General features: G+C 47.0%; 19 protein-coding genes. 17 read left to right on the top strand and 2 right to left on the bottom strand.

What is annotated here, in order from left to right:
- Positions 1-2: 2 nt before the first annotated feature.
- From ACSW3C_RS08085 to ACSW3C_RS08060, 6 genes are all read left to right on the top strand, one after another.
- Positions 3-1,667, top strand: a complete 1,665-nt coding sequence (locus tag ACSW3C_RS08085) for a peptide ABC transporter substrate-binding protein (RefSeq protein WP_486561955.1) — start codon at positions 3-5, stop codon at positions 1,665-1,667.
- Between the two features lie 281 nt (positions 1,668-1,948).
- Positions 1,949-2,872, top strand: a complete 924-nt coding sequence (locus ACSW3C_RS08080) for a S66 peptidase family protein (protein ID WP_486561953.1) — start codon at positions 1,949-1,951, stop codon at positions 2,870-2,872.
- A gap of 2 nt (positions 2,873-2,874) precedes the next feature.
- Positions 2,875-3,981 carry a mandelate racemase/muconate lactonizing enzyme family protein gene (locus ACSW3C_RS08075; RefSeq protein WP_486561952.1) on the top strand — a complete coding sequence of 369 codons (1,107 nt, stop codon included), beginning with the start codon at positions 2,875-2,877 and terminating at the stop codon, positions 3,979-3,981.
- Positions 3,981-4,925, top strand: coding sequence for a C40 family peptidase (locus ACSW3C_RS08070; RefSeq protein WP_486561951.1), 945 nt, complete (start codon positions 3,981-3,983; stop codon positions 4,923-4,925). Before ACSW3C_RS08075 ends, ACSW3C_RS08070 begins: the two co-directional genes overlap by 1 nt.
- A complete protein-coding gene (locus ACSW3C_RS08065; protein ID WP_486561950.1) occupies positions 4,922-5,938 on the top strand; it encodes an ABC transporter ATP-binding protein in 1,017 nt (338 codons plus the stop codon). Before ACSW3C_RS08070 ends, ACSW3C_RS08065 begins: the two co-directional genes overlap by 4 nt.
- Before the next feature lie 187 nt (positions 5,939-6,125).
- The gene (locus ACSW3C_RS08060; RefSeq protein ID WP_486561949.1) at positions 6,126-6,602 is read left to right on the top strand and encodes an acyl-CoA thioesterase; all 477 of its coding nucleotides are present in this window, start codon (positions 6,126-6,128) and stop codon (positions 6,600-6,602) included.
- A gap of 63 nt (positions 6,603-6,665) precedes the next feature.
- Here the strand turns inward: ACSW3C_RS08060 and ACSW3C_RS08055 are convergent, their stop codons facing one another.
- On the bottom strand, positions 6,666-7,871 hold the full coding sequence (locus ACSW3C_RS08055) for a DUF418 domain-containing protein (RefSeq protein ID WP_486561947.1): 1,206 nt from the start codon (positions 7,869-7,871) through the stop codon (positions 6,666-6,668).
- Between the two features lie 166 nt (positions 7,872-8,037).
- Between ACSW3C_RS08055 and ACSW3C_RS08050 the strand changes: the two genes are divergently transcribed.
- The 3 genes from ACSW3C_RS08050 (at position 8,038) to ACSW3C_RS08040 (ending at position 11,451) form a co-directional block, all read left to right on the top strand.
- Positions 8,038-8,727 carry a response regulator transcription factor gene (locus ACSW3C_RS08050; protein ID WP_486561945.1) on the top strand — a complete coding sequence of 230 codons (690 nt, stop codon included), beginning with the start codon at positions 8,038-8,040 and terminating at the stop codon, positions 8,725-8,727.
- Between the two features lie 12 nt (positions 8,728-8,739).
- Complete coding sequence (locus tag ACSW3C_RS08045; RefSeq protein WP_486561943.1) at positions 8,740-10,407, top strand: sensor histidine kinase; 1,668 nt, start codon at positions 8,740-8,742, stop codon at positions 10,405-10,407.
- A gap of 93 nt (positions 10,408-10,500) precedes the next feature.
- Positions 10,501-11,451: a hypothetical protein gene (locus tag ACSW3C_RS08040; RefSeq protein WP_486561941.1), complete on the top strand. Its 951-nt coding sequence runs from the start codon at positions 10,501-10,503 to the stop codon at positions 11,449-11,451.
- A 32-nt stretch (positions 11,452-11,483) separates the two neighbouring features.
- Here ACSW3C_RS08040 and ACSW3C_RS08035 read toward each other — a convergent pair whose 3' ends face one another.
- A complete protein-coding gene (locus ACSW3C_RS08035) occupies positions 11,484-11,852 on the bottom strand; it encodes a VOC family protein (RefSeq protein ID WP_486561939.1) in 369 nt (122 codons plus the stop codon).
- A 438-nt stretch (positions 11,853-12,290) separates the two neighbouring features.
- On the opposite strand from ACSW3C_RS08035, the gene ACSW3C_RS08030 reads away from it, so the two are divergent.
- The 8 genes from ACSW3C_RS08030 (at position 12,291) to ACSW3C_RS07995 (ending at position 18,577) form a co-directional block, all read left to right on the top strand.
- Positions 12,291-13,076: a hypothetical protein gene (locus ACSW3C_RS08030; protein ID WP_486561937.1), complete on the top strand. Its 786-nt coding sequence runs from the start codon at positions 12,291-12,293 to the stop codon at positions 13,074-13,076.
- Between the two features lie 2 nt (positions 13,077-13,078).
- Entirely contained in the window at positions 13,079-13,888 is an 810-nt protein-coding gene (locus ACSW3C_RS08025) for a hypothetical protein (protein ID WP_486561935.1), read from the top strand.
- A complete protein-coding gene (locus tag ACSW3C_RS08020; RefSeq protein ID WP_486561933.1) occupies positions 13,885-14,253 on the top strand; it encodes a GntR family transcriptional regulator in 369 nt (122 codons plus the stop codon). Before ACSW3C_RS08025 ends, ACSW3C_RS08020 begins: the two co-directional genes overlap by 4 nt.
- Positions 14,246-14,944 carry an ABC transporter ATP-binding protein gene (locus ACSW3C_RS08015; RefSeq protein ID WP_486561931.1) on the top strand — a complete coding sequence of 233 codons (699 nt, stop codon included), beginning with the start codon at positions 14,246-14,248 and terminating at the stop codon, positions 14,942-14,944. The genes ACSW3C_RS08020 and ACSW3C_RS08015 overlap by 8 nt, the downstream gene beginning before the upstream one ends.
- 21 nt (positions 14,945-14,965) lie before the next feature.
- Positions 14,966-15,883, top strand: coding sequence for an ABC transporter ATP-binding protein (locus tag ACSW3C_RS08010; protein WP_486561930.1), 918 nt, complete (start codon positions 14,966-14,968; stop codon positions 15,881-15,883).
- Positions 15,861-16,847: an ABC transporter permease gene (locus ACSW3C_RS08005; RefSeq protein WP_486561928.1), complete on the top strand. Its 987-nt coding sequence runs from the start codon at positions 15,861-15,863 to the stop codon at positions 16,845-16,847. The genes ACSW3C_RS08010 and ACSW3C_RS08005 overlap by 23 nt, the downstream gene beginning before the upstream one ends.
- A gap of 336 nt (positions 16,848-17,183) precedes the next feature.
- Positions 17,184-18,422, top strand: a complete 1,239-nt coding sequence (locus ACSW3C_RS08000; protein WP_486561926.1) for a helix-turn-helix domain-containing protein — start codon at positions 17,184-17,186, stop codon at positions 18,420-18,422.
- On the top strand, positions 18,419-18,577 hold the full coding sequence (locus ACSW3C_RS07995) for a hypothetical protein (RefSeq protein WP_238080118.1): 159 nt from the start codon (positions 18,419-18,421) through the stop codon (positions 18,575-18,577). The genes ACSW3C_RS08000 and ACSW3C_RS07995 overlap by 4 nt, the downstream gene beginning before the upstream one ends.
- The last annotated feature ends 53 nt before the right edge of the window (positions 18,578-18,630 follow it).

Below are 18,630 nucleotides of genomic sequence, written 5' to 3'. Positions count from 1 at the left end.
AAATGAAAAAGTGGTTCATGTTTTTGGCAATGGCCATGCTGGCGCTTGTTCTGGCGGCGTGTACGGCGAACAAGGAAGCGGGCAAGGAACCGGAGAAGACGGATAATACGTCTTCAACAGATGATGGGAAAGAAGGTTCAGGGGAAGAAGCATCTGCTGGCGACAAGGTTTTGTATTTAAACAACGGGCAAGAGCCGACATCTTTTGACCCATCCATTGGATTTGACGCGGTGTCATGGAGTGCATTAAATAATATCATGGAAGGCTTAACGCGTTTGGATGAAAATCACAAAGCCGTGGAAGCAACAGCAGAAAAAATCGATATTTCGGATGATGGATTAACATATACATTCCATATCCGTGATAATGCGAAATGGTCGAATGGAGAACCAGTCGTAGCGGGAGATTTTGTCTTTGCTTGGAAGCATATGTTGAATCCGGATACAGCTTCACCAGCAGCATTCCTTGCTTACTTCATTGAAGGAGCAGAAGCTTACAACACTGGCGAAGGATCTGCGGACGACATCGCGATCAAAGCAGAAGACGACAAAACATTTGTTGTGAAATTGTCTGCACCAAACGAAGCATTCTTGAATATCATTACGAATCCAAGTTTCTTCCCGATCAATGAAAAGGTCGCTACAGAAAATCCAGAGTGGCATACAGATGCAGCTACCTTCGTAGGGAACGGGCCATTCAAATTAACTTCATGGGATCACGATGTCAGCTTCGAGTTCGAAAAGAATGAGAATTACTGGGATGCAGATTCTGTGAAATTGGATAAAGTCCACTGGGCGATGGTCAATGATTCAAACACGGAATACCAAATGTATCAATCTGGAGAGCTGGACTTGTCTGGTGTCCCATCTGAACTATCGGAACAGTTGAAAGACAGTGATGAGTTGGTAGTAGAAGACCAAGCAGGTTTGTATTTCTATCGCTTCAATACATCAATGGAGCCATTTACTAACAAGAAAATCCGCCGTGCATTCGCAATGGCGGTTGACCAAGAAGAAATCGTTCAATACGTAACGAAAAATGGTGAAAAACCAGCACACGGTTTTGTGGCATATGGCTTTATTGGGCCAGACGGCAAAGAATTCCGTGATACAGTAGGCGATCTTGTTTCCTATAATCCAGATGAAGCGAAGAAGCTTTTGGAAGAAGGAATGAAAGAGGAAGGCTATACAGAGCTTCCGAAAGTAACATTGACTTACTCTACAAGTGAATCACACCAAAACATTGCGATTGCGCTACAGTCTAAATTCAAGGAAGTCTTGGGCGCAGACGTTGAATTGCAAAACGTAGAAGCAAAAGTATTCGCTTCAGAACAAAAAGAATTCAAATACCAATTGTCCCGTTCCTCATTCTTGCATGACTATGCAGATCCTGTGAACGCACTTGAAAGCTTTATCACAGGTTCTTCTATGAACCGTACGACATGGTCTAATGCCGAGTATGACAAGTTAATTGAGAATATTAAGAACGAAACTGACGAAAACAAACGATGGGAATTATTGCAGGACGCGGATCGTCTTCTAATGGAAGAAATGCCGGTATTCCCGCTATACTTCTACAACCAGACAACACTTGAAAAACCGGGCGTTTCCGGTATTCTGCGCCACCCAGTCGGATATCTCGACTTGAAGTACGCGGATAAGAACTAATGCACAGTCGCGGTGTCCGTCATGGCGCCGCGATTTTGCCTTTTTTACTAAGGCTATTGTTGGGGATGGATGGGAATCAAGCTTACTCACTTTACACGACTTTATGTCCCAAGATCAACAATCATAATGCCCGGCTGAATGGTAAGAGTAATCGCTGTACCCCCTGTATTTATTTCCGGGGAAATGTTGTTCGTCGGTCTTTAGATCTATGAAAGTGGGAACGGGAAGTAAAACATTCGATTAACAAGTTCATTTGATAGTAAAGCAAAGGAGATGGGATGATGAGAATTCGGCCAGAGAGGCTTCGGCGAGGAGATTTGGTGGGCATTGTGTCGCCATCGAGTCCGCCCAATCAGGAGAGTCTGCAGCGTTCGCTCGCATTTTTGGATCAGCTTGGCTTGCGGGTGAAGTTTGGCAAGCATGTGAATGATGTCTACGGTTATTTGGCAGGGTCGGATGATGATCGCATGGCCGATTTGCAGGATATGTTCGCAGATCCTGAAGTGAAAGGCATCATTTGCGCAGGCGGAGGGTATGGTTCCGCCCGGTATACGGATCGTTTGGATCTTCAATTGATTCGTGAAAATCCAAAGGTGTTCTGGGGGTTCAGCGACATTACGTTCCTCCATACGGCGATAGGCTTGTATTCTGATTTGGTAACTTTCCACGGTCCGATGCTCGCTTCTTGTGTCGGAAAGGACTCATTTCATCCGTTGTCTGCAAAAATGTTCGAGCAATTATTCGAGCCGATGGAGCTTCATTATACAGAGGAGATTTCGCCACTTGAGGCACTTCACTCAGGCGTAGCACAAGGCGAATTGGTTGGCGGAAATCTATCGCTTCTCTCCAATACAATCGGAACCAAGTTTGAAATTGATACGGCGGGCAAATTGCTCTTTATCGAAGATATCGGAGAAGAACCGTACCGTGTCGACGGTATGCTCAATCAATTGCGCATGGCCGGGAAGCTGTCGGATGCGGCAGGTATTGTCATCGGTGACTTTGCCGATGCCGAACCGAAAAAGGAGAAACCTTCCCTATCACTTGATGAAGTATTCCGCCACTACTTGGGCGGTTTAGGCAAGCCGGTTGTAAAAGGGTTCAAAATCGGGCATTGCGAGCCGCATTTTGCGATTCCGCTTGGCACGCTGGCGAAGTTGGATGCGGACTCAAAAACATTGACCATACTTCCGGGGGTGGAATAGACATGAAGATTCAATCCATTGAAACGTTTCCCGTCGCCGTTCCGCTGACGAAGCCTTTTAAAACAGCTTTGCGCACTGTGACGACGGCACATTCCATCTTTTTGAAAGTAACTTGTGATGATGGCTCGGTCGGCTATGGGGAAGCCCCGCCGACCCATGTCATCACGGGCGATTCCACTGGGAGTGTTACATATGCCATTCAAGAAGTCATTGCCCCACAGCTGATCGGGCAGGATATTCGCCATCGAGAGGAATTGTTCCTCAAATTGAAAAAGGCCATCGTGCGGAATACTAGTGCAAAGGCTGCCGTCGACATGGCCATTCATGATCTACTTGGCCAACTGGCGAATATGCCGATCTATCAGTTGCTTGGCGGTTTTCGAAGTGAAATTGAAACCGATTTTACAGTAAGTGTCAATGAACCAGCTGAAATGGCAGAGGATGCAGCCGGCTACGTGGCAGACGGATTTACTGTCTTGAAGGTGAAAGTTGGAATCGGCGATATTGCAGAGGATATCGAAAGGATCCGCGCCATTCGGGAGCGTGTTGGCCATAACGTGAAAATTAGGCTTGATGCCAATCAAGGATGGAAGCCGAAAGAAGCGGTACAGGCGATTGGCAAGATGGAAGACGCGGGACTTGCAATTGAATTGATTGAACAACCGGTGCTGGCGGATGACGTGGAGGGGCTGCGTTATGTGACGGCGCACACACTGACGCCTATCATGGCGGATGAAAGTGTATTTACGGCAAAAGACGCGCTTCGTGTCTTGCAATTGGGCGCCGCCGATATAATTAATATCAAACTGATGAAGTCGGGAGGCATTCAGGAAGCGATTAAAATCAATGCACTCGCCGAGACATTTGGAGTAGGATGCATGGTCGGCAGTATGATTGAAACAAAGCTGGGCATTACCGCGGCGGCACATTTTGCGGCGAGCCAGCCGAATATTACGCGCTTTGATTTTGACGCGCCGCTCATGTTGTCAAAGGATATTGTGGCAGGCGGCATCGAGTACGACGGAACGGTCATCCGGTTTGCGGAAGCGCCGGGATTGGGACTGGATCAAGAGGGAATGGAATTGGTCAAGAAAGGGGAGGGTCAGTGATGGAACCGACAGTGAATATGTATCGGTGTGCCGTTCCGGTCGCCACGGTTTGGACAGCTCCGGAATCCGCACGCGAGTTGGATGCACCGGGTTTATCCAATCCAGTGCAGCTGAATAAATGGCTGGAGAAGCTCCCGTACGAGGAGCGGCTGGATCTTTGCAACGCGAACCGCGTGCAGACGCAGCTGTTGTATGGCGAACCGGTCATCGTCGATGAAGTGGCGGGCGATTGGGCGAAAGTAATCGCGGTATGGCAGCCGTCCAAAAAAGATGAGAGGGGCTATCCGGGCTGGGTGCCGCTTGCGCAATTATCAAAAGCCGGGCCGCTTGAAGAAGCAGGCGGTTTCATTCGCATCAAGGCCGATAAGGCACAGCTTTGGGACGAAGATGGAGCGCCATTTTCACTGATTCCCTTTAATGTGATTTTGCCAATTCTCGATGAAAGTGAAACACTCTATATTGTGGAAACCCCTGACGGAAAGAAGGCAATCCGGAAAGAGGATGCGGCCCGTGCTGTCTCGGTCCATCAGTTTGAGAAGAAGTCAGCGAACGAGGCAGTGGAACTCGGCATGGGCTTTCTCGATCTTCCTTATTTTTGGGGAGGGATGTCTTCCTACGGCTATGACTGTTCAGGCTTTACGTACAATATGTTGAAGGCGTGCGGTTATTTCATTCCACGGGATGCAAGCGACCAGGCGAAGTCCGGCATGGAAGTGCCGATGGATGAACCGGACAGCTGGGAAAAAGGCGACTTGCTGTTTTTTGCTAATGACGAGGGGACCGGCCCGGTTCGACATGTCGGGTTTTATTACGGAGATGGCTTGCTGCTCCATTCCCCGTCTACCGGACAGTCGATTGAAGTGCTGCGGCTAAAAGGATCAAAATTGGAGCACGAGTTATGTGCGGTGCGCCGGTACGGAACAAATGAGGGGGACGTCCTATGAACAAAGAAGTAATTTTATCGGTTAATGGTCTCAAGCGGCATTTTGATATGGGACGCGGCCAAACATTGAAGGCTGTAGATGGAATCAGCTTTGATATTTACAAAGGCGAAACGTTTGGATTGGTCGGTGAGTCAGGCTGCGGCAAATCGACGGCGGGACGGACGATTCTTGGCTTGTACAATAAGACGGGCGGGGACGTGCTGTATGAAGGGCGAAGCGTCCATGACATGACCGAAAAGGAGCGGTATCAATTTTTAAAGAAGGCTCAGATGGTCTTCCAAGATCCTTATGCGTCATTGAATCCCCGCTCGACTGTATTCGAAATTATCGCCGAGCCGATGGAAATCCACGGGAAATATAAGACGAAGGCGGAAATGCGGGCACGTGTGAATGAATTGCTGGAAGACGTCGGATTGAATGCGGATCACGCTAACCGTTATCCGCATGAATTTTCCGGCGGGCAGCGCCAGCGGATTGGGATTGCTCGCTCCCTTGCACTTGATCCGGATTTCATTATTGCGGACGAACCGATTTCTGCACTCGATGTATCTGTTCAGGCACAAGTGGTAAAGCTGTTGCAGCGATTGCAGCGAGAAAAAGGGTTAACGTATTTATTTATCGCCCACGATCTGTCCATGGTCAAATATATTTCTAACCGAATCGGCGTCATGTACTTGGGGCATATGGTGGAACTGACGACAAGTGCCAGATTGTATGAAAAGCCCCTTCATCCTTACACCGAAGCGCTTCTGTCGGCCATCCCGATTCCGGATCCCGATATTGAGGAATCCCGTGAACGTATCATTTTGCAAGGGGAATTGCCAAGTCCAATCGATCCGCCATCCGGCTGTGTATTCCGGACAAGATGCCCATACGCCATGCCGGTTTGCGCTGAATTAAAGCCGAAATGGCTGGAAAAAGAAGACGACCACTTCGTCGCTTGCCATTTACACGACGAGGAAGTGATGAAGAGGCCGGATGCAGTTCCTGGTGCTTTAGAGGTTGCTACGTAAGATCATATACAGGAAGGCGGGGAGATATACTATCCCCGCCTTTTGCGTTGCCATCAGCCATCTGTTTTTTCAAAATGCGCAGTTGATTGAAAAATGGGAAGCATGCGGATTATTGCGTATGCATTAAAATAGCGCGAAGGGAAGAGTATACTATATAGATGAGTAAGCAGAGAGAGGAAGAGGTATGATGTTAGATGCTAGACCAATGAGCCATTCGCGCACAATCCAGACAAAACTGGTGCTGCCTCCCGATACAAATCACCTGCAGACCATTTTTGGCGGACAAGTTCTTGCCTATATCGATGAAATTGCAGCGATCACTGCAATGAAGCATGCCAATTCGGCCGTTGTAACAGCTTCCATCGACTCTGTCGATTTTGTTTCTTCCGCTACAGTCGGCGATGTCCTTGAACTGGAGGCGGTCGTCAGCTCCACTGGCCGTACGTCAATGGAAGTGTTTGTTTCTGTACATTCCGTTGATTTATTGACAGGCGAACGGAAATTGACAACCGAATCGTTTTTAACGATGGTGGCAATGGACGCAGATAATGAACCGACCCCTGTGCAGGGTGTTTATCCGGAAACCGAAGCAGAAAAACGGCTATTTGAAACGGGTCCGGCGCGCCGCGAGCACCGGAAATTGCGCCGAGAAATTAAACACTAATGAAAAGACAGCCACATTGGCTGTCTTTTTGTATGATGTTATCGCCTTAGGTGGTTGACCTGTTTACATAGCATGCGCTTCGATATCTCTTTTCTTCTTTGCTTTCTTCGGCTTCACTTGCCCATTCCAAGAGAAATTCGTCCACATGCGGAGAATGAACTCCAATGGTCCTCTGCGGAAACGTTTTATATAGAAGGAACTTGCTGTGCATTGCAATACAAACACACCGAGTCCGAGCAATAAACCGCCCGCTGTTCCAAGTTTGCCGAAAAGCCCAAGGCCGTAACCATAAAATACTGTTGTACATATGACCGTCTGCATCATGTAGTTGGTTAACGATAGCTTGCCGACACTTTCAAAAGCGCGCATGGCGACAGATTCCATGAATTTGGTGTAGAGCCAAGCGAATGCGAAAATATACCCGACAGCAAGAAGCGGGGCTCCTGCTCCAATTAAGAAGTCAGTCCATCCAGTAGAAGGGGCCAGTTCTGAGATCGCCTTCATGGCAATGCCGATTGGCACCAATAACAACGTACCTATGCGATACAGTTTCTTCTCCTGCGCAGGGTTGGAAAAGAAGTTGCGGCGAGCGGCATACATGCCAAACAGAAAAAGAGGGGCAGTTGCAATCGGTGCTAATACAAGCATCACTAAAACGAGCGCATCTGGCATGTTTTCAAAAGGATCGGTATTGTTCCGGTGGTGCTTGATTTCCGAGTAAGTACCATTCGCATACACATCATTCGTTTTTTCAATATACGCAGGGGATGCCATGAATTCTTCTTCTGGTGCGCTCTTCCCGCTAAAGCCGGCGCCGATGAGCATGAATGACGTTGTTAAGACAGTCAGTAAAATAGCCCATACCAAAATCGTTTTCGTTTTACGGTTCACAAACAAGAGAAGGAAAAAGCCCATGAGCCCGTAGAATAATAATATATCCCCTTCCCAAAGGAAAGTACCGTGAGCCCAGCCGATAACCGCTAACAACAGGAAGCGTCGCGCGAAATAACGTTTCACTTTCAAACCTCTTTGGCGAAGCCCTTCCGCCATTTTTATCATGGAATAGCCAAAGAGAAAGGTGAAGATGGGCATGAAGCTACCTTCAATGAATACTTTCGTGAAGAAGTGGGCTCCTTGATTGATGCCTGTGAGATCCAACTCCTCTTTTCCCCACATCCCATATTGGAAGATCAGTAAGTTGGCTAATAATATGCCAAAGAGGCTGAGGCCCCTCATCCCATCAATTAAATGGATTCTCTTTTGATTCATTTGATTCGACACCTTTCCTAAATTGTCTCTAGTCATACCAGGGATTGTCATCGTCATGCAGTTCCGATATGGTAGAATCATGAATTCTTACGTCTAGTATGTTCTATGAAACTTAATTACATATAAAAGGAACCTTATCGGAATCTTAATTTTTAGGGGGATGGCAATGGAAGAGGCGAAAATTCTTGTTGTCGATGATGAACAGGCAATCGGAGATATGGTGGAAATCATTTTGCGGAAAGAAGGTTTTGCTTTCATTGATGTATGTACGTCATACAGGGAAGCGGAGCTGCAGCTGTTGAAAGCGGACTATGATTTCTTCATTTTAGATATTATGTTGCCGGATGGCACAGGACTGGAACTTGCGTCAACGATCAGAAAGCGTTCAACTGCACCCATCTTCTTCTTGACTGCCAAAGCGGCAGATGCGGATATTTTACGGGGTTTTATGCACGGAGCGGATGATTACATTACAAAACCGTTTAATCCGATGGAACTGGCGGCGCGGGTTAAAGTCCAAACGGCTCGATATATGGCCACTCTCCATGCTAAGAGGAAAGTATTTGAATTTGGGGAGTTCCGATTAGATGTGGAAGGAGCGGCTTTGATGGTACGAGGCGAGGCAGTCACTTTAACGCAGAAGCAATTCCAGTTGCTTGAACTGTTTTGCCAGCACCCGAATCAAGTCCTTTCCAAGGAGCAGTTGTATGAACACGTTTGGGGATATGACGGGTTTGTCGATGACAACACCATTATGGTTCATATCCGAAAGCTGCGCGAGAAGCTGGAAGCGGATCCGAGCCGTCCCGAGTATATTGTGACCGTCCGCGGCATCGGCTACAAGCTGCAAGTATGAGGGGGCTCTAAGATGAAATTATCGAATAAGATGACATTCCGCTTCATACTTTACTTTCTTGCGTTTTATGGAATGCTGTTTATCGGCACTGCCATCATGTTTGGCGTTTTCATTTTTCAAATGATGAAAGGGTTTTATTACCATGACATACGGGTGCTCGAGCAAAGTGAAATGGAATGGGCGGTAATCCATGATGACAAGGGCATCAGTCCATCGGATGCATTATTGGACATAGCAGAACGGAGCGGGGGCATTGTTCAGATTCTTGATCCAAATGGAACTGTTTTGGCTTCATCGAAAGACGGGATTCTACCCAATTCTTATGGAATGAATGAACTGAAGACGTTGGCGGAGCAAAAGGGAATCCGCACGTGGACGTTGGAAGATGGACATATTTTGTTGTTTGAAGAATACACGGAAACGGATGTCCTGTTGGCAGAGTTGGAGAGGAAACCTCATTTTCCTGATTTGACCGAAACAGACCTACAAATGTTGGAGAAGAAAGGAGCTGTTTTTGAGCTGTTCTCCGAAACGGGAGAATTGTTGAATTCCACATCTACCTCCGGCTCGAAACCTTTACAGGCAACGGATTTACTGAAATCCAACTCATCTGTGAATGAAAGAAAGGAACTGTTATCATCGACGCCCGTACAAGGTGGAAACATAGCCGTCATTCGGATGGACAACCCTTATTATCATGCACTCGATTCGTTGGATAAACAGCTATTTATATCCTTTTCAAAGGGATTTGTACTCTATCACTTGCTTTTGCTTTTCGTAACTCTAGGGTTCTCCTTATGGATTGGCCGCAGGTTCGGAAAGCCGGTCTTTTATTTCCTGAGATGGATGGAACGCTTATCGAAGAAGGATTATAAGAGGCCAGAAGACCGTAAAATCCGTAGACAGAAGGACGACAGGCTAAAAAGGAAGTATCGGATATACGAGGATGTGGATTTGTCCCTCACCCGATTGGCTTCAAATTTACAAGAAAACGAAAGGACGATTAACCGGACAGAAAAGCTGCGGGAGGACTGGATTACAGGACTTTCCCACGATTTGAAAACGCCGTTAAGTTCTATTTATGGGTATGCGGTCATGCTGGAATCCAATCATCAATGGTCCTCAGAAGAGGTGAGGGGATTTGCCAAAACGATGATGGAGAAGGCAGGCTATATGGATGCGCTCATCAATGATTTGACGTATACCTACCAGCTGAAAAATGATGGCGTCCAATTGGAGCTGAAACACATGGAGCTGCATGAATATATTAGCCGGTATGTGGAGCGGCGGGATTGGCAGAACCCAATTTTGATTGAGGGAGAGAAGAAAGGGCATGTACTCATCGATCCATCCAGATTCGAAAGGGTATTGGATAATCTTATCGGCAATGCGAGTAAGCATAATCCTCCGGAAACAGCCATTCATCTCCAGCTCGCATCACAGCAGGATTGGATGAAATTGGTGATCCGGGATGAAGGAGCTGGAATCCCTCCAGAAGTGATCGATCATTTGTTTAACCGCTATTACCGAGGAACGAACACGACGACAGACGAATCCGGTACGGGTCTCGGGTTAACGATCGCGAAGCAATTAATTGAAGCACATGGCGGAGAGGTGCAGGTGTTTTCTTCGTCAAAGGGGACGGAAATCGTCATCCTACTGCCGCGGCAAAACAGCTAGCAGATGTAGCTGTGGAATGGAAGCAGCCGAAACGTCTATTTGTGAAACTTTCCCTTTATTCTTTCGTAAATAGGAGAAAGGAGTGTGCGGGCTATGCGAAATTCAATACAAGAACGGCAAATGGAGCTAACCATGCGCCGGAACGAGCGAAACCGGGTAATCAGACGGCTGGCTGGTGCAGAAGCCCAGCTGAAAGAGGCTATCCAGCTGCGCGACCGATTGCAGCGGCAGTTGACAAAGGAACAACAGGACGTCATCAAGCTGGGGAAGTTCTCGTTTGCCAATAAAATAAAAGAATGGTCGGGCAAATGGGATGCCCAAATGGAGAAAGAAATTAATGAAGTGGCGGAGGCGGAGCTGAAATACAATGAAGCTGTGAAAACAGTGACGGATTTGGAAGCCGAAGTGGCCCGGCTCCGGGAGCAGGCAAATCACACGGATTATGCCTATGTTGAAGAAGACTGGGCTGATTTTATTAAGGAAAAAGAAACATGGATCCGTCAAAATGATACGAATGCCAACCGGACGCTTCAAAAAATAGCAGATGATCGGGTGCGTGTCCGTTCCATGATCCGGGAAATTGATGAGGCGCATGAGGCAGGAGAGAAAGCCTTGCGTGCACTCGACAAAGCGCTTGATAAACTGGGAAATGCAGAGGGCCTGTCCATGTGGGATACGTTCTTGGGAGGCGGCCTGATCGTCAGCGCCTTGAAATACTCGGAAATGGATGGTTCGGATGATTTAGTGCACCGCGCTCAACGGGCTTTGCGCCACTATGAAACGGAGCTGATGGACGTCCAGAACATCGCAACAGAATCATTCAAAGTGAATCAAAATGATATCTTTACCTTCACAGATATTTTCTTTGATAATATCTTTTCGGACTGGATGGTGCATTCACGCATTTCTGACGCGAAAAGCAAGCTGAATGCTGTATTGCAGGATGTGCGCCGCGTGCAAACCCAGTTAGGGAGAAAGCGTGACGAATCAGCTGAAGAACTCCGCCGCCTGGACGAACAGGAGAGAGCCATCATCGAAGCATAAAGGAGGCCGCCTGATGTAGAGCGGCCTGTTCATTAATCAAACTCTAGAAATTCAATGCGGTTACCGAACGGATCCTCCGTGAAGAAACGGGAACGCCCCTCAATGGGCGGCTCCTCCTTTACAGGACAACCGGCTTCCTGCAAGCGGGCACGCAACTCATCCAGCGCACGGACGGTAAAGCCGGGATGCGCTTTTTGTGCTGGCATAAAATTCTCCTGGATACCAATATGAACTTCCTGCGAACCGCAGCGGAACCAACACCCGCCCCGCCCTTGCAAATTAGAAGGCTTTTGAATTTCCTCCATGCCAAGCAGGTTGCCATAAAAGTGGCGCGCCTTCTCCTCCGAATGCGGCGGAGCCGCCAGCTGCACATGATCAATCCCCAACATAAACGAATGCATTTCCATCTACTCCTCTCTTCCTATCCTCAGTGTACGAGAGCCGACAAGGGAATGCCATGTCCGGTTTTGAATGGTTGTTCATAAGTAAAATGAATGATGTTTTTTGATTCTTATAAGGGTGAAGAACTGGTAGAGAGGAGTGACCGATCCCTTTCTATAGGTCATCGGTCAGTTTTCGTGAGTTATCGATCAACTCGTTTTTTATCAATTACTAGGTGAGGTTCCTCGGTCATTTCAATAAGTTTATCGATTACAATCACCTAGTTATCGGTCATCCGCATCAGTATCAGTTACTTCCCCGAAGGCTTTGTTATCTTCCGCTCAAGCTTCTTTCGCCCAATTCGCCATTTCCAAAATAAATTTATGGTATCTCTTTACATATCAAATACATATAGTGTACTATGTAACTAATACACCGATACAGAAGGAGAGAAAGGTATGAAGCAGTGGAATGGTTTGTTGCTGAGAGAGTGGTTGCCCATCAAGTGGCAGATGATTGGGAGTTTTATTCTATTCGGCCTGGGGCTTGTCGGCTTGCCGCTGTTTGTCAGTACTTTTGTGGAGGGCTTCGAGGTCAACTCATTTGAGATTGCGACCGTTCTTTGTTTTGTATGGGCGGCGTTCAGTGTGTTCATTCCGCTTTTCACTTTTTTCATGTTGTTTTATCGTGACATGAAGAAACCGGATTTGTGGCTTCATTCCACCGCCTCCATTTATCAGCTGGTCGGTGTGAAGATGGTGGTTGCTATACTGGTTGGACTCGCCAGTTTGCTCTTGTCGGTCGTGGTTGTAGCCATTTGGTATGTTTTCACGAATCAGCCTTATATTGTTTTTGATGAGCTATTGTTTTACGGTAGTCTCTTCATCTCAGCTGTCTTTCTCGGTTCCATTTGTCTGATGCTCATCGGGTTTTTCTTCGTTGTGCTGGATCAATTGATGAAGCCGTATATCAAAGGGTTTTCCGTTGTTATCACGCTATTGCTATTCATTTTGTCTGTTCGCCTTTATTCTATTTTTGTTTCTACCAAGTTTTATGAGATGTTCATTCTTCAAGGCAAGCTGGACATGATGGATTTCAAAAATCATCGGATTGACTTGCAGGATTCGTATTTTGAAATAACGAGTACGACGTTTTATATCGGGGAATGGGTGTTTGATTTCGCTTGTCTCCTACTATTCTTTATCGTCGGAGCCATGCTGCTTGAAAAGAAAGTGAGGCGATGAGCATGGGCATGTCAGCAGGTCTGCTTTATAAAGAATGGATGCAGTCCCGGTGGATTGCTGTCAGTTTCCTTGTTGTCAATATCGCCATTGGCGCGTTCAGCTACGCCCCCCTCTACAGCAATCCTCGATTGGATACGGTGCTGGAGATTAAGGATATGACCGGCGTGTGGTTTGCCATTCATATGTTTATCATGGCCTTTTTATTAATTAGCAGTGTGAATCAAGAATTTCTTCATCTGGATTTATGGCTTCATACCAAGATGTCTCTTTTCAGGCTCGTTGGAATGAAGGCTGTGCTCGCCATTCTCATTACACTCTGTTCGCTCATCTTGTGCTCCCTGATGACGGGGCTTGTATATTACATGAGTCATCCATCTGAATCAATTTCGATTGGAACAGCATTGTATGTTGCGGCGGGAGTCATTGTAACACTCTTGATCAATGCGGTGTTCATCATGGCGGTCAGCTTCTTTTTCTGGTCGTTCTACCAGATGGTAAAGAGCGTGTTGGTATCCAGATTGGTCGCTTATGTAATGACGGCTTTTCTGGGTGTCGGGGGCATTGTTTTATGGGGGGCAATTTATTTTAGAACACCTTTCCAATGGCTCCGGGAGGCACTGCCCCTTATGGATACGAAGTTTGGCATTAACAATCTGACGTTCATGGAGTACCGTCATTTCATTTTAACGGCCCTTATACCGGAGAGTGCGTTTGTCACAGGCGGGGGATTGCTGCTATATGGCTTCTTTTCTTTGTTACTATTTATGGCTGCAGTTTTCATGCTTAGCCGGAAAGTGAGGAACGGACGATGAGCATTGAATTTACACCGGATAAGCCGATCTACCAGCAGCTCATCGATCGCATTTTGGGGGACATCATACGGGGCGATTTGGCGTCAGGCGAGAAGCTGCCATCCGTACGTGAATACGCTGTTGAAGCGGGTGTGAACGCGAATACGATGCAACGTGTGTATAAGGAGTTGGAGCAGATGGAAATCACAGAAACGAGAAGGGGGCAGGGTTCGTTCGTGACGGAAAATGAAGAGAGGATTGCAGCTCTCCGCCATGAGATGAAGGAGCAGCTGGTGACGACTTTCCTTATTAGCGTGGAGGCGTTTGGGTTTACGAGGGACGAGATGGTGAAAGTACTGATAGAACGGAGTGGCTCCAATGATTAAGTTACAGGGCATTTCGAAAAAGTATGGCGGCAAACGGGTCCTCGATCAAGTGTCATTGGAACTGCCGCAAGGAAAAATTATCGGCCTCGTCGGGGAAAATGGGAGCGGCAAGTCGACGATGTTGAAAGTGATTGCGGGACTGCTTACTCCCGATGAGGGAAAGGCAACGTTTAATGGGGAGCCAATTACGAGAAATATTGCTGCTCATTTAGCGTATATGTCGGATACGGATGCGTTTTACCCCTATTTTAAAGTCGGCCAGCTGTTTGACTATTACGCTTCCCAGTTCGAGGATTTTGATTTGATCAAAGCAAAAGAAATCGCTCAGTTTTTGAATATTTCTCTGGATGCCCGAATGAAAAACTTGTCCAAGGGGAATCGGGGGCGAGTGAAGATTGCGGTGACTCTTGGAAGGGATGCGGCCTACTATTTGCTCGACGAACCGTTTTCGGGGCTCGATCCAATGGTGCGGGAAGATATTGCGAAAGGGCTAATCCGATTTACGGATCCGGAGCGCCAAACCGTCCTGATGTCCACACATGAAATCAAGGAAGTGGAACCATTGCTGGACGAGATTATCGTGTTGCGCCATGGGAAAATCATCGCCCAGGAGCCAATCGACGATATCCGAGATATTCATGGAGTGGATGCGACAAGCTGGATGGTGTCCTTGTTTAAAGAAAAAGCGTAATGAAAGGAAGTGGATATTGAAATGAAACCAATCGTGGAATTGAAAAACCTATCCAAATCGATCGGCGGTAAGCTGTTGATTGATAATTTGAATCTATCTTTATATCCAGGCCAAATTACGGGATTCCTCGGCCCGAATGGAGCGGGGAAGACGACGACGATCCGGATGATGGTCGGTCTCATGAAACCGTCGGGAGGCGATGTGATCATTGACGGCGTCTCGCTTCGGGACAATTTTGAAGAAGGCATGTCCAAAGTGGGGGTCATTGTTGAAAATCCGGAGATGTATAAATACATGACCGGCTATAAGAATCTGTTGCATTTCGCCCGTATGCATAAAGGGGTGACGAAGGAGCGCATCGACGAAGTCGTGCGACAAGTAGGGATGCAAAACCGGATTCACGAGAAGGTTGGGACGTATTCACTCGGAATGCGGCAGCGGCTTGGACTTGCGCAGGCGTTGTTGCACCGGCCAAAGTTTTTGATTTTGGATGAACCGACAAACGGTCTGGACCCGGCAGGCATCCGGGAATTCCGTACGTATTTGCGACGGATTGCGGAAACAGAAGGTGTTTCGGTCTTCGTATCGAGCCATATGCTGTCGGAAATTGAACTGATGTGTGACCGGATTGCGGTCATTCAAAACGGTAAACTGATCGATATTCGCGAAATGTCAGAGACACAAGGATCGTTTTATTATGTGGAAGCGACGCCAGCCGAACGGGTGGACGCTTTGCTTGCCGCTCAAGGCTTCACGGTGGACCGGTTTAAGGATGGGTTCATTGTCAATGCAGAGCAAGCGCAAATTCCGGGCCTCGTCCGGTCAATGATTGCGGAAGGCGCAGAGGTATTTGCCGTCCAGCCGCATAAGAGAACGCTAGAAGATGAGTTTTTGGAAATGACGGGAGGTGGCCAAATTGCTGAAACTCTTACAAAATGAATGGATGAAATTGTGGCATAAAAAAGGGACGTGGGTCATGGTCGCCCTATTGGTTGTGTTAACCGCAGGGATGATGGGGCTGACGAAATGGATTGATACGCAGCGGACGGATTCAATGAAACAAGTTGGCAATGCTTCCGTTGAAGTATCAGTCGGCGAGCAGGCAGATTGGAAGGCCAGTGTGGAAGGTGAGCTGGCGGGAGTCCGTGCCCAACTGGCAGATACGTCATTGACGAAATCCGAACGAAAAGAATTGGAAGGCGAAGAAAAAGTGCTGGATTACCGCCTGGCCAACTCGATTGAACCATTGGATCAGTTTAGCCGGGAGGCCATGATCATGGATCCGTCTGGCATTTCAGGTACAGTGCTATTGCTGGCGGTTATCGTTGCTGCGGGCATAGTAGCTGCTGAGTTTTCTCAAGGGACCGTCAAAATGCTGTTAACGCGTCCAGTGAAACGGTGGAAAATCCTTACTTCGAAGTTCATCGCAGTCAACTTATTCGGAATTCTGCTTATGTTTATTGGCTATATCGTACTCGTCACTTTGGCGTTTATTTTATTCAAGTCGGGTAACGGCCAATATCTCGTCTGGAATGGCAAAGAAGTGGTGGAAGGCTCTATTTGGGGCAAAAGCTTTTACATGTTGCTCCTATCGTTTGGTAGTGTGTTTGTGACGTCGGCATTTGCCTTTACGATCGGCAGTGTGTTCCGTTCCAGCTCACTCGCAATCGGGTTGTCACTATTCATTTATTTCATGGGTTCAACCGTCACGATGCTGCTTTCTCGCTATGAAATAGCCAAATATATTTTATTCACCCACATGGATTTGACGCAGTACGAAACAGGCTATCAGATGGTAGAGGGGATTTCACTGCCATTCTCGCTGACTGTCCTCGCAGTGTACGTTGTCGTGTTCCTTGTCATCAGTTACACGACGTTTGTCCAGCGGGACGTGAAAGCCTAAAAGGTAACGCACCGGCAACCAGTTTGCCGGTTTTTTTTGCTCACGGGGGCAATTAGACCTGCAACAGACGACATGGCTTGCCGAAATTCGTGGGGATTTTCCCAATTTCGCAAACGCTCATTGTTTGGTACAGTGAAAGAGCAAGGAAGGCAGCAAGCACCTCAATAAATTTTACAACGGATTCACGTCCATGGTGGGTTAGCCTAAACAATTGTCGCCATCGGACATACTATAGGAATCATGAGCAGAACAGTCCTCACTCCCCTGGGACTGTTTTCTCATGTATATACCCTATATTCTGTGTTAGGTTTGTTTAAAAAGCGAGGGGTGTGTCGAATGAATGTCGGGTCCATTGTGAAGTATTATCGCATGAAGAATAATTTGACCCAAGCGGAGCTATGCGAGGGAATTTGTTCGATTTCCCATCTGAGCAAGATTGAATCAAACAAATACGTTCCGCACGAAGAGACATTGGACGAGCTGTTTGCCCGAATGAATATCAAATGGAATCAAGAATTAGATGTCTACCATACATATCGAGAAAAACTGGAGAAGTTCATTACCTATTCGGTGTACTATGATTTGAAATCAATGGAAGTGCTTTATGAGGAGCTGGAGCAGAAGAAGGATTATTTGCAGTCGACCGATCTCGTCAACCGCTATGAGTTGTACAAGCTTCGATTTTATTTGATTCAGCAGGATCGCCAAAAAGCGACGCAGCAAATGCAAATTTTGTCCAGGCTCGATCAGACGTTTGATGAATATGAGCGGGGCACTGCAAAAGTCTTTTACTTTATCTATTATGTGTTTATCCAGGAAGAAGCGAAAGCACAGGAAATTGCAGGGCGGCTTGAGGATCGGAATGGGCGGGTCCCACAATTGTTTGAAGGTGAGTTTTATTATCAGAATGCCTGGCTCATGCAACGGATAACCGAATACGGCCAATCGTCCTACTTTGCCGAACTGGCCATCAATCAATTCCAGAAGGACTGCAATTACTTGCGTCTCATGCATGCCCAGATGCTTCAGGCTGTCAATTTTGCAAATAGGGATTTGTTTTTGCAGGCAGAGGAATTGTTTAAGACGCTATTGCGGAACGCCCGTCTCATGGATGAATCCTCTTTGTATGAAGGGGTGCTCTATAATTATTCAATGCTTCAGAATAGAAGAGGGCATCATAATTCGGCCTATATGCTGTTGAAGGAATTAAAATCCTTGATGACACCGGAAGAACCGCTTTATACATCAGTCCTCATTCATATGCTGCAGACAGCGTCCGAGGAAGGGATTGAAATAGATCACCTGCTTGAGGAATTAGAGGTGCTCGCGCGGGGGAAGGATGACCCATATGTAGCTATCCAGTTGACGTACTTTCGAAAGATGAAATTTTCCCAACATGATCTTTTTGACTATTGTGAACAAATAGCATTCCCTTTTTTAAAAGAACATGGTTACATAGGAGAAGCAAGACGGTTTGCTTGGCGGCTCGCCAACTACCACCGCTCCATCGGCAACTTTAAAAAGGCCGATGCGTATGCGATTTACTTTTACGAGAAAGGAGAGAAGATGACATGAAACGGAAATGGTATGTAGCGTTCTTGGCAGTATTGTTTTTAGCATTTGTCGGCGCTGGAAACGCGTCTGCGGCGATTCAAGTGAACGATGAAATGTCCACCTTTGCAAAGGGTAATGAAAATCTGCATCCGCCCGATGTAATGCCGCCACAATGATGATGGAGGATAAACGCTGCTGCTCTTCCGTCAAAATGGGATGGAGCAAAAAG

This window comes from Sporosarcina sp. AD_1 (assembly GCF_057373025.1).
The sequence above is the reverse complement of the archived record's forward strand: the minus strand, read 5'-3'. Positions and strand labels throughout refer to the sequence as shown.

Bases quoted from the DNA above. Each gene is read 5' to 3' on its own strand.
- ACSW3C_RS08085 (WP_486561955.1), top strand. From the start codon at position 3: ATGAAAAAGTGGTTCATGTTTTTGGCAATGGCCATGCTGGCGCTTGTT.
- ACSW3C_RS08080 (WP_486561953.1), top strand. From the start codon at position 1,949: ATGAGAATTCGGCCAGAGAGGCTTCGGCGAGGAGATTTGGTGGGCATT.
- ACSW3C_RS08075 (WP_486561952.1), top strand. From the start codon at position 2,875: ATGAAGATTCAATCCATTGAAACGTTTCCCGTCGCCGTTCCGCTGACG.
- ACSW3C_RS08070 (WP_486561951.1), top strand. From the start codon at position 3,981: ATGGAACCGACAGTGAATATGTATCGGTGTGCCGTTCCGGTCGCCACG.
- ACSW3C_RS08065 (WP_486561950.1), top strand. From the start codon at position 4,922: ATGAACAAAGAAGTAATTTTATCGGTTAATGGTCTCAAGCGGCATTTT.
- ACSW3C_RS08060 (WP_486561949.1), top strand. From the start codon at position 6,126: ATGTTAGATGCTAGACCAATGAGCCATTCGCGCACAATCCAGACAAAA.
- ACSW3C_RS08055 (WP_486561947.1), bottom strand. From the start codon at position 7,871: ATGAATCAAAAGAGAATCCATTTAATTGATGGGATGAGGGGCCTCAGC.
- ACSW3C_RS08050 (WP_486561945.1), top strand. From the start codon at position 8,038: ATGGAAGAGGCGAAAATTCTTGTTGTCGATGATGAACAGGCAATCGGA.
- ACSW3C_RS08045 (WP_486561943.1), top strand. From the start codon at position 8,740: ATGAAATTATCGAATAAGATGACATTCCGCTTCATACTTTACTTTCTT.
- ACSW3C_RS08040 (WP_486561941.1), top strand. From the start codon at position 10,501: ATGCGAAATTCAATACAAGAACGGCAAATGGAGCTAACCATGCGCCGG.
- ACSW3C_RS08035 (WP_486561939.1), bottom strand. From the start codon at position 11,852: ATGCATTCGTTTATGTTGGGGATTGATCATGTGCAGCTGGCGGCTCCG.
- ACSW3C_RS08030 (WP_486561937.1), top strand. From the start codon at position 12,291: ATGAAGCAGTGGAATGGTTTGTTGCTGAGAGAGTGGTTGCCCATCAAG.
- ACSW3C_RS08025 (WP_486561935.1), top strand. From the start codon at position 13,079: ATGGGCATGTCAGCAGGTCTGCTTTATAAAGAATGGATGCAGTCCCGG.
- ACSW3C_RS08020 (WP_486561933.1), top strand. From the start codon at position 13,885: ATGAGCATTGAATTTACACCGGATAAGCCGATCTACCAGCAGCTCATC.
- ACSW3C_RS08015 (WP_486561931.1), top strand. From the start codon at position 14,246: ATGATTAAGTTACAGGGCATTTCGAAAAAGTATGGCGGCAAACGGGTC.
- ACSW3C_RS08010 (WP_486561930.1), top strand. From the start codon at position 14,966: ATGAAACCAATCGTGGAATTGAAAAACCTATCCAAATCGATCGGCGGT.
- ACSW3C_RS08000 (WP_486561926.1), top strand. From the start codon at position 17,184: ATGAATGTCGGGTCCATTGTGAAGTATTATCGCATGAAGAATAATTTG.
- ACSW3C_RS07995 (WP_238080118.1), top strand. From the start codon at position 18,419: ATGAAACGGAAATGGTATGTAGCGTTCTTGGCAGTATTGTTTTTAGCA.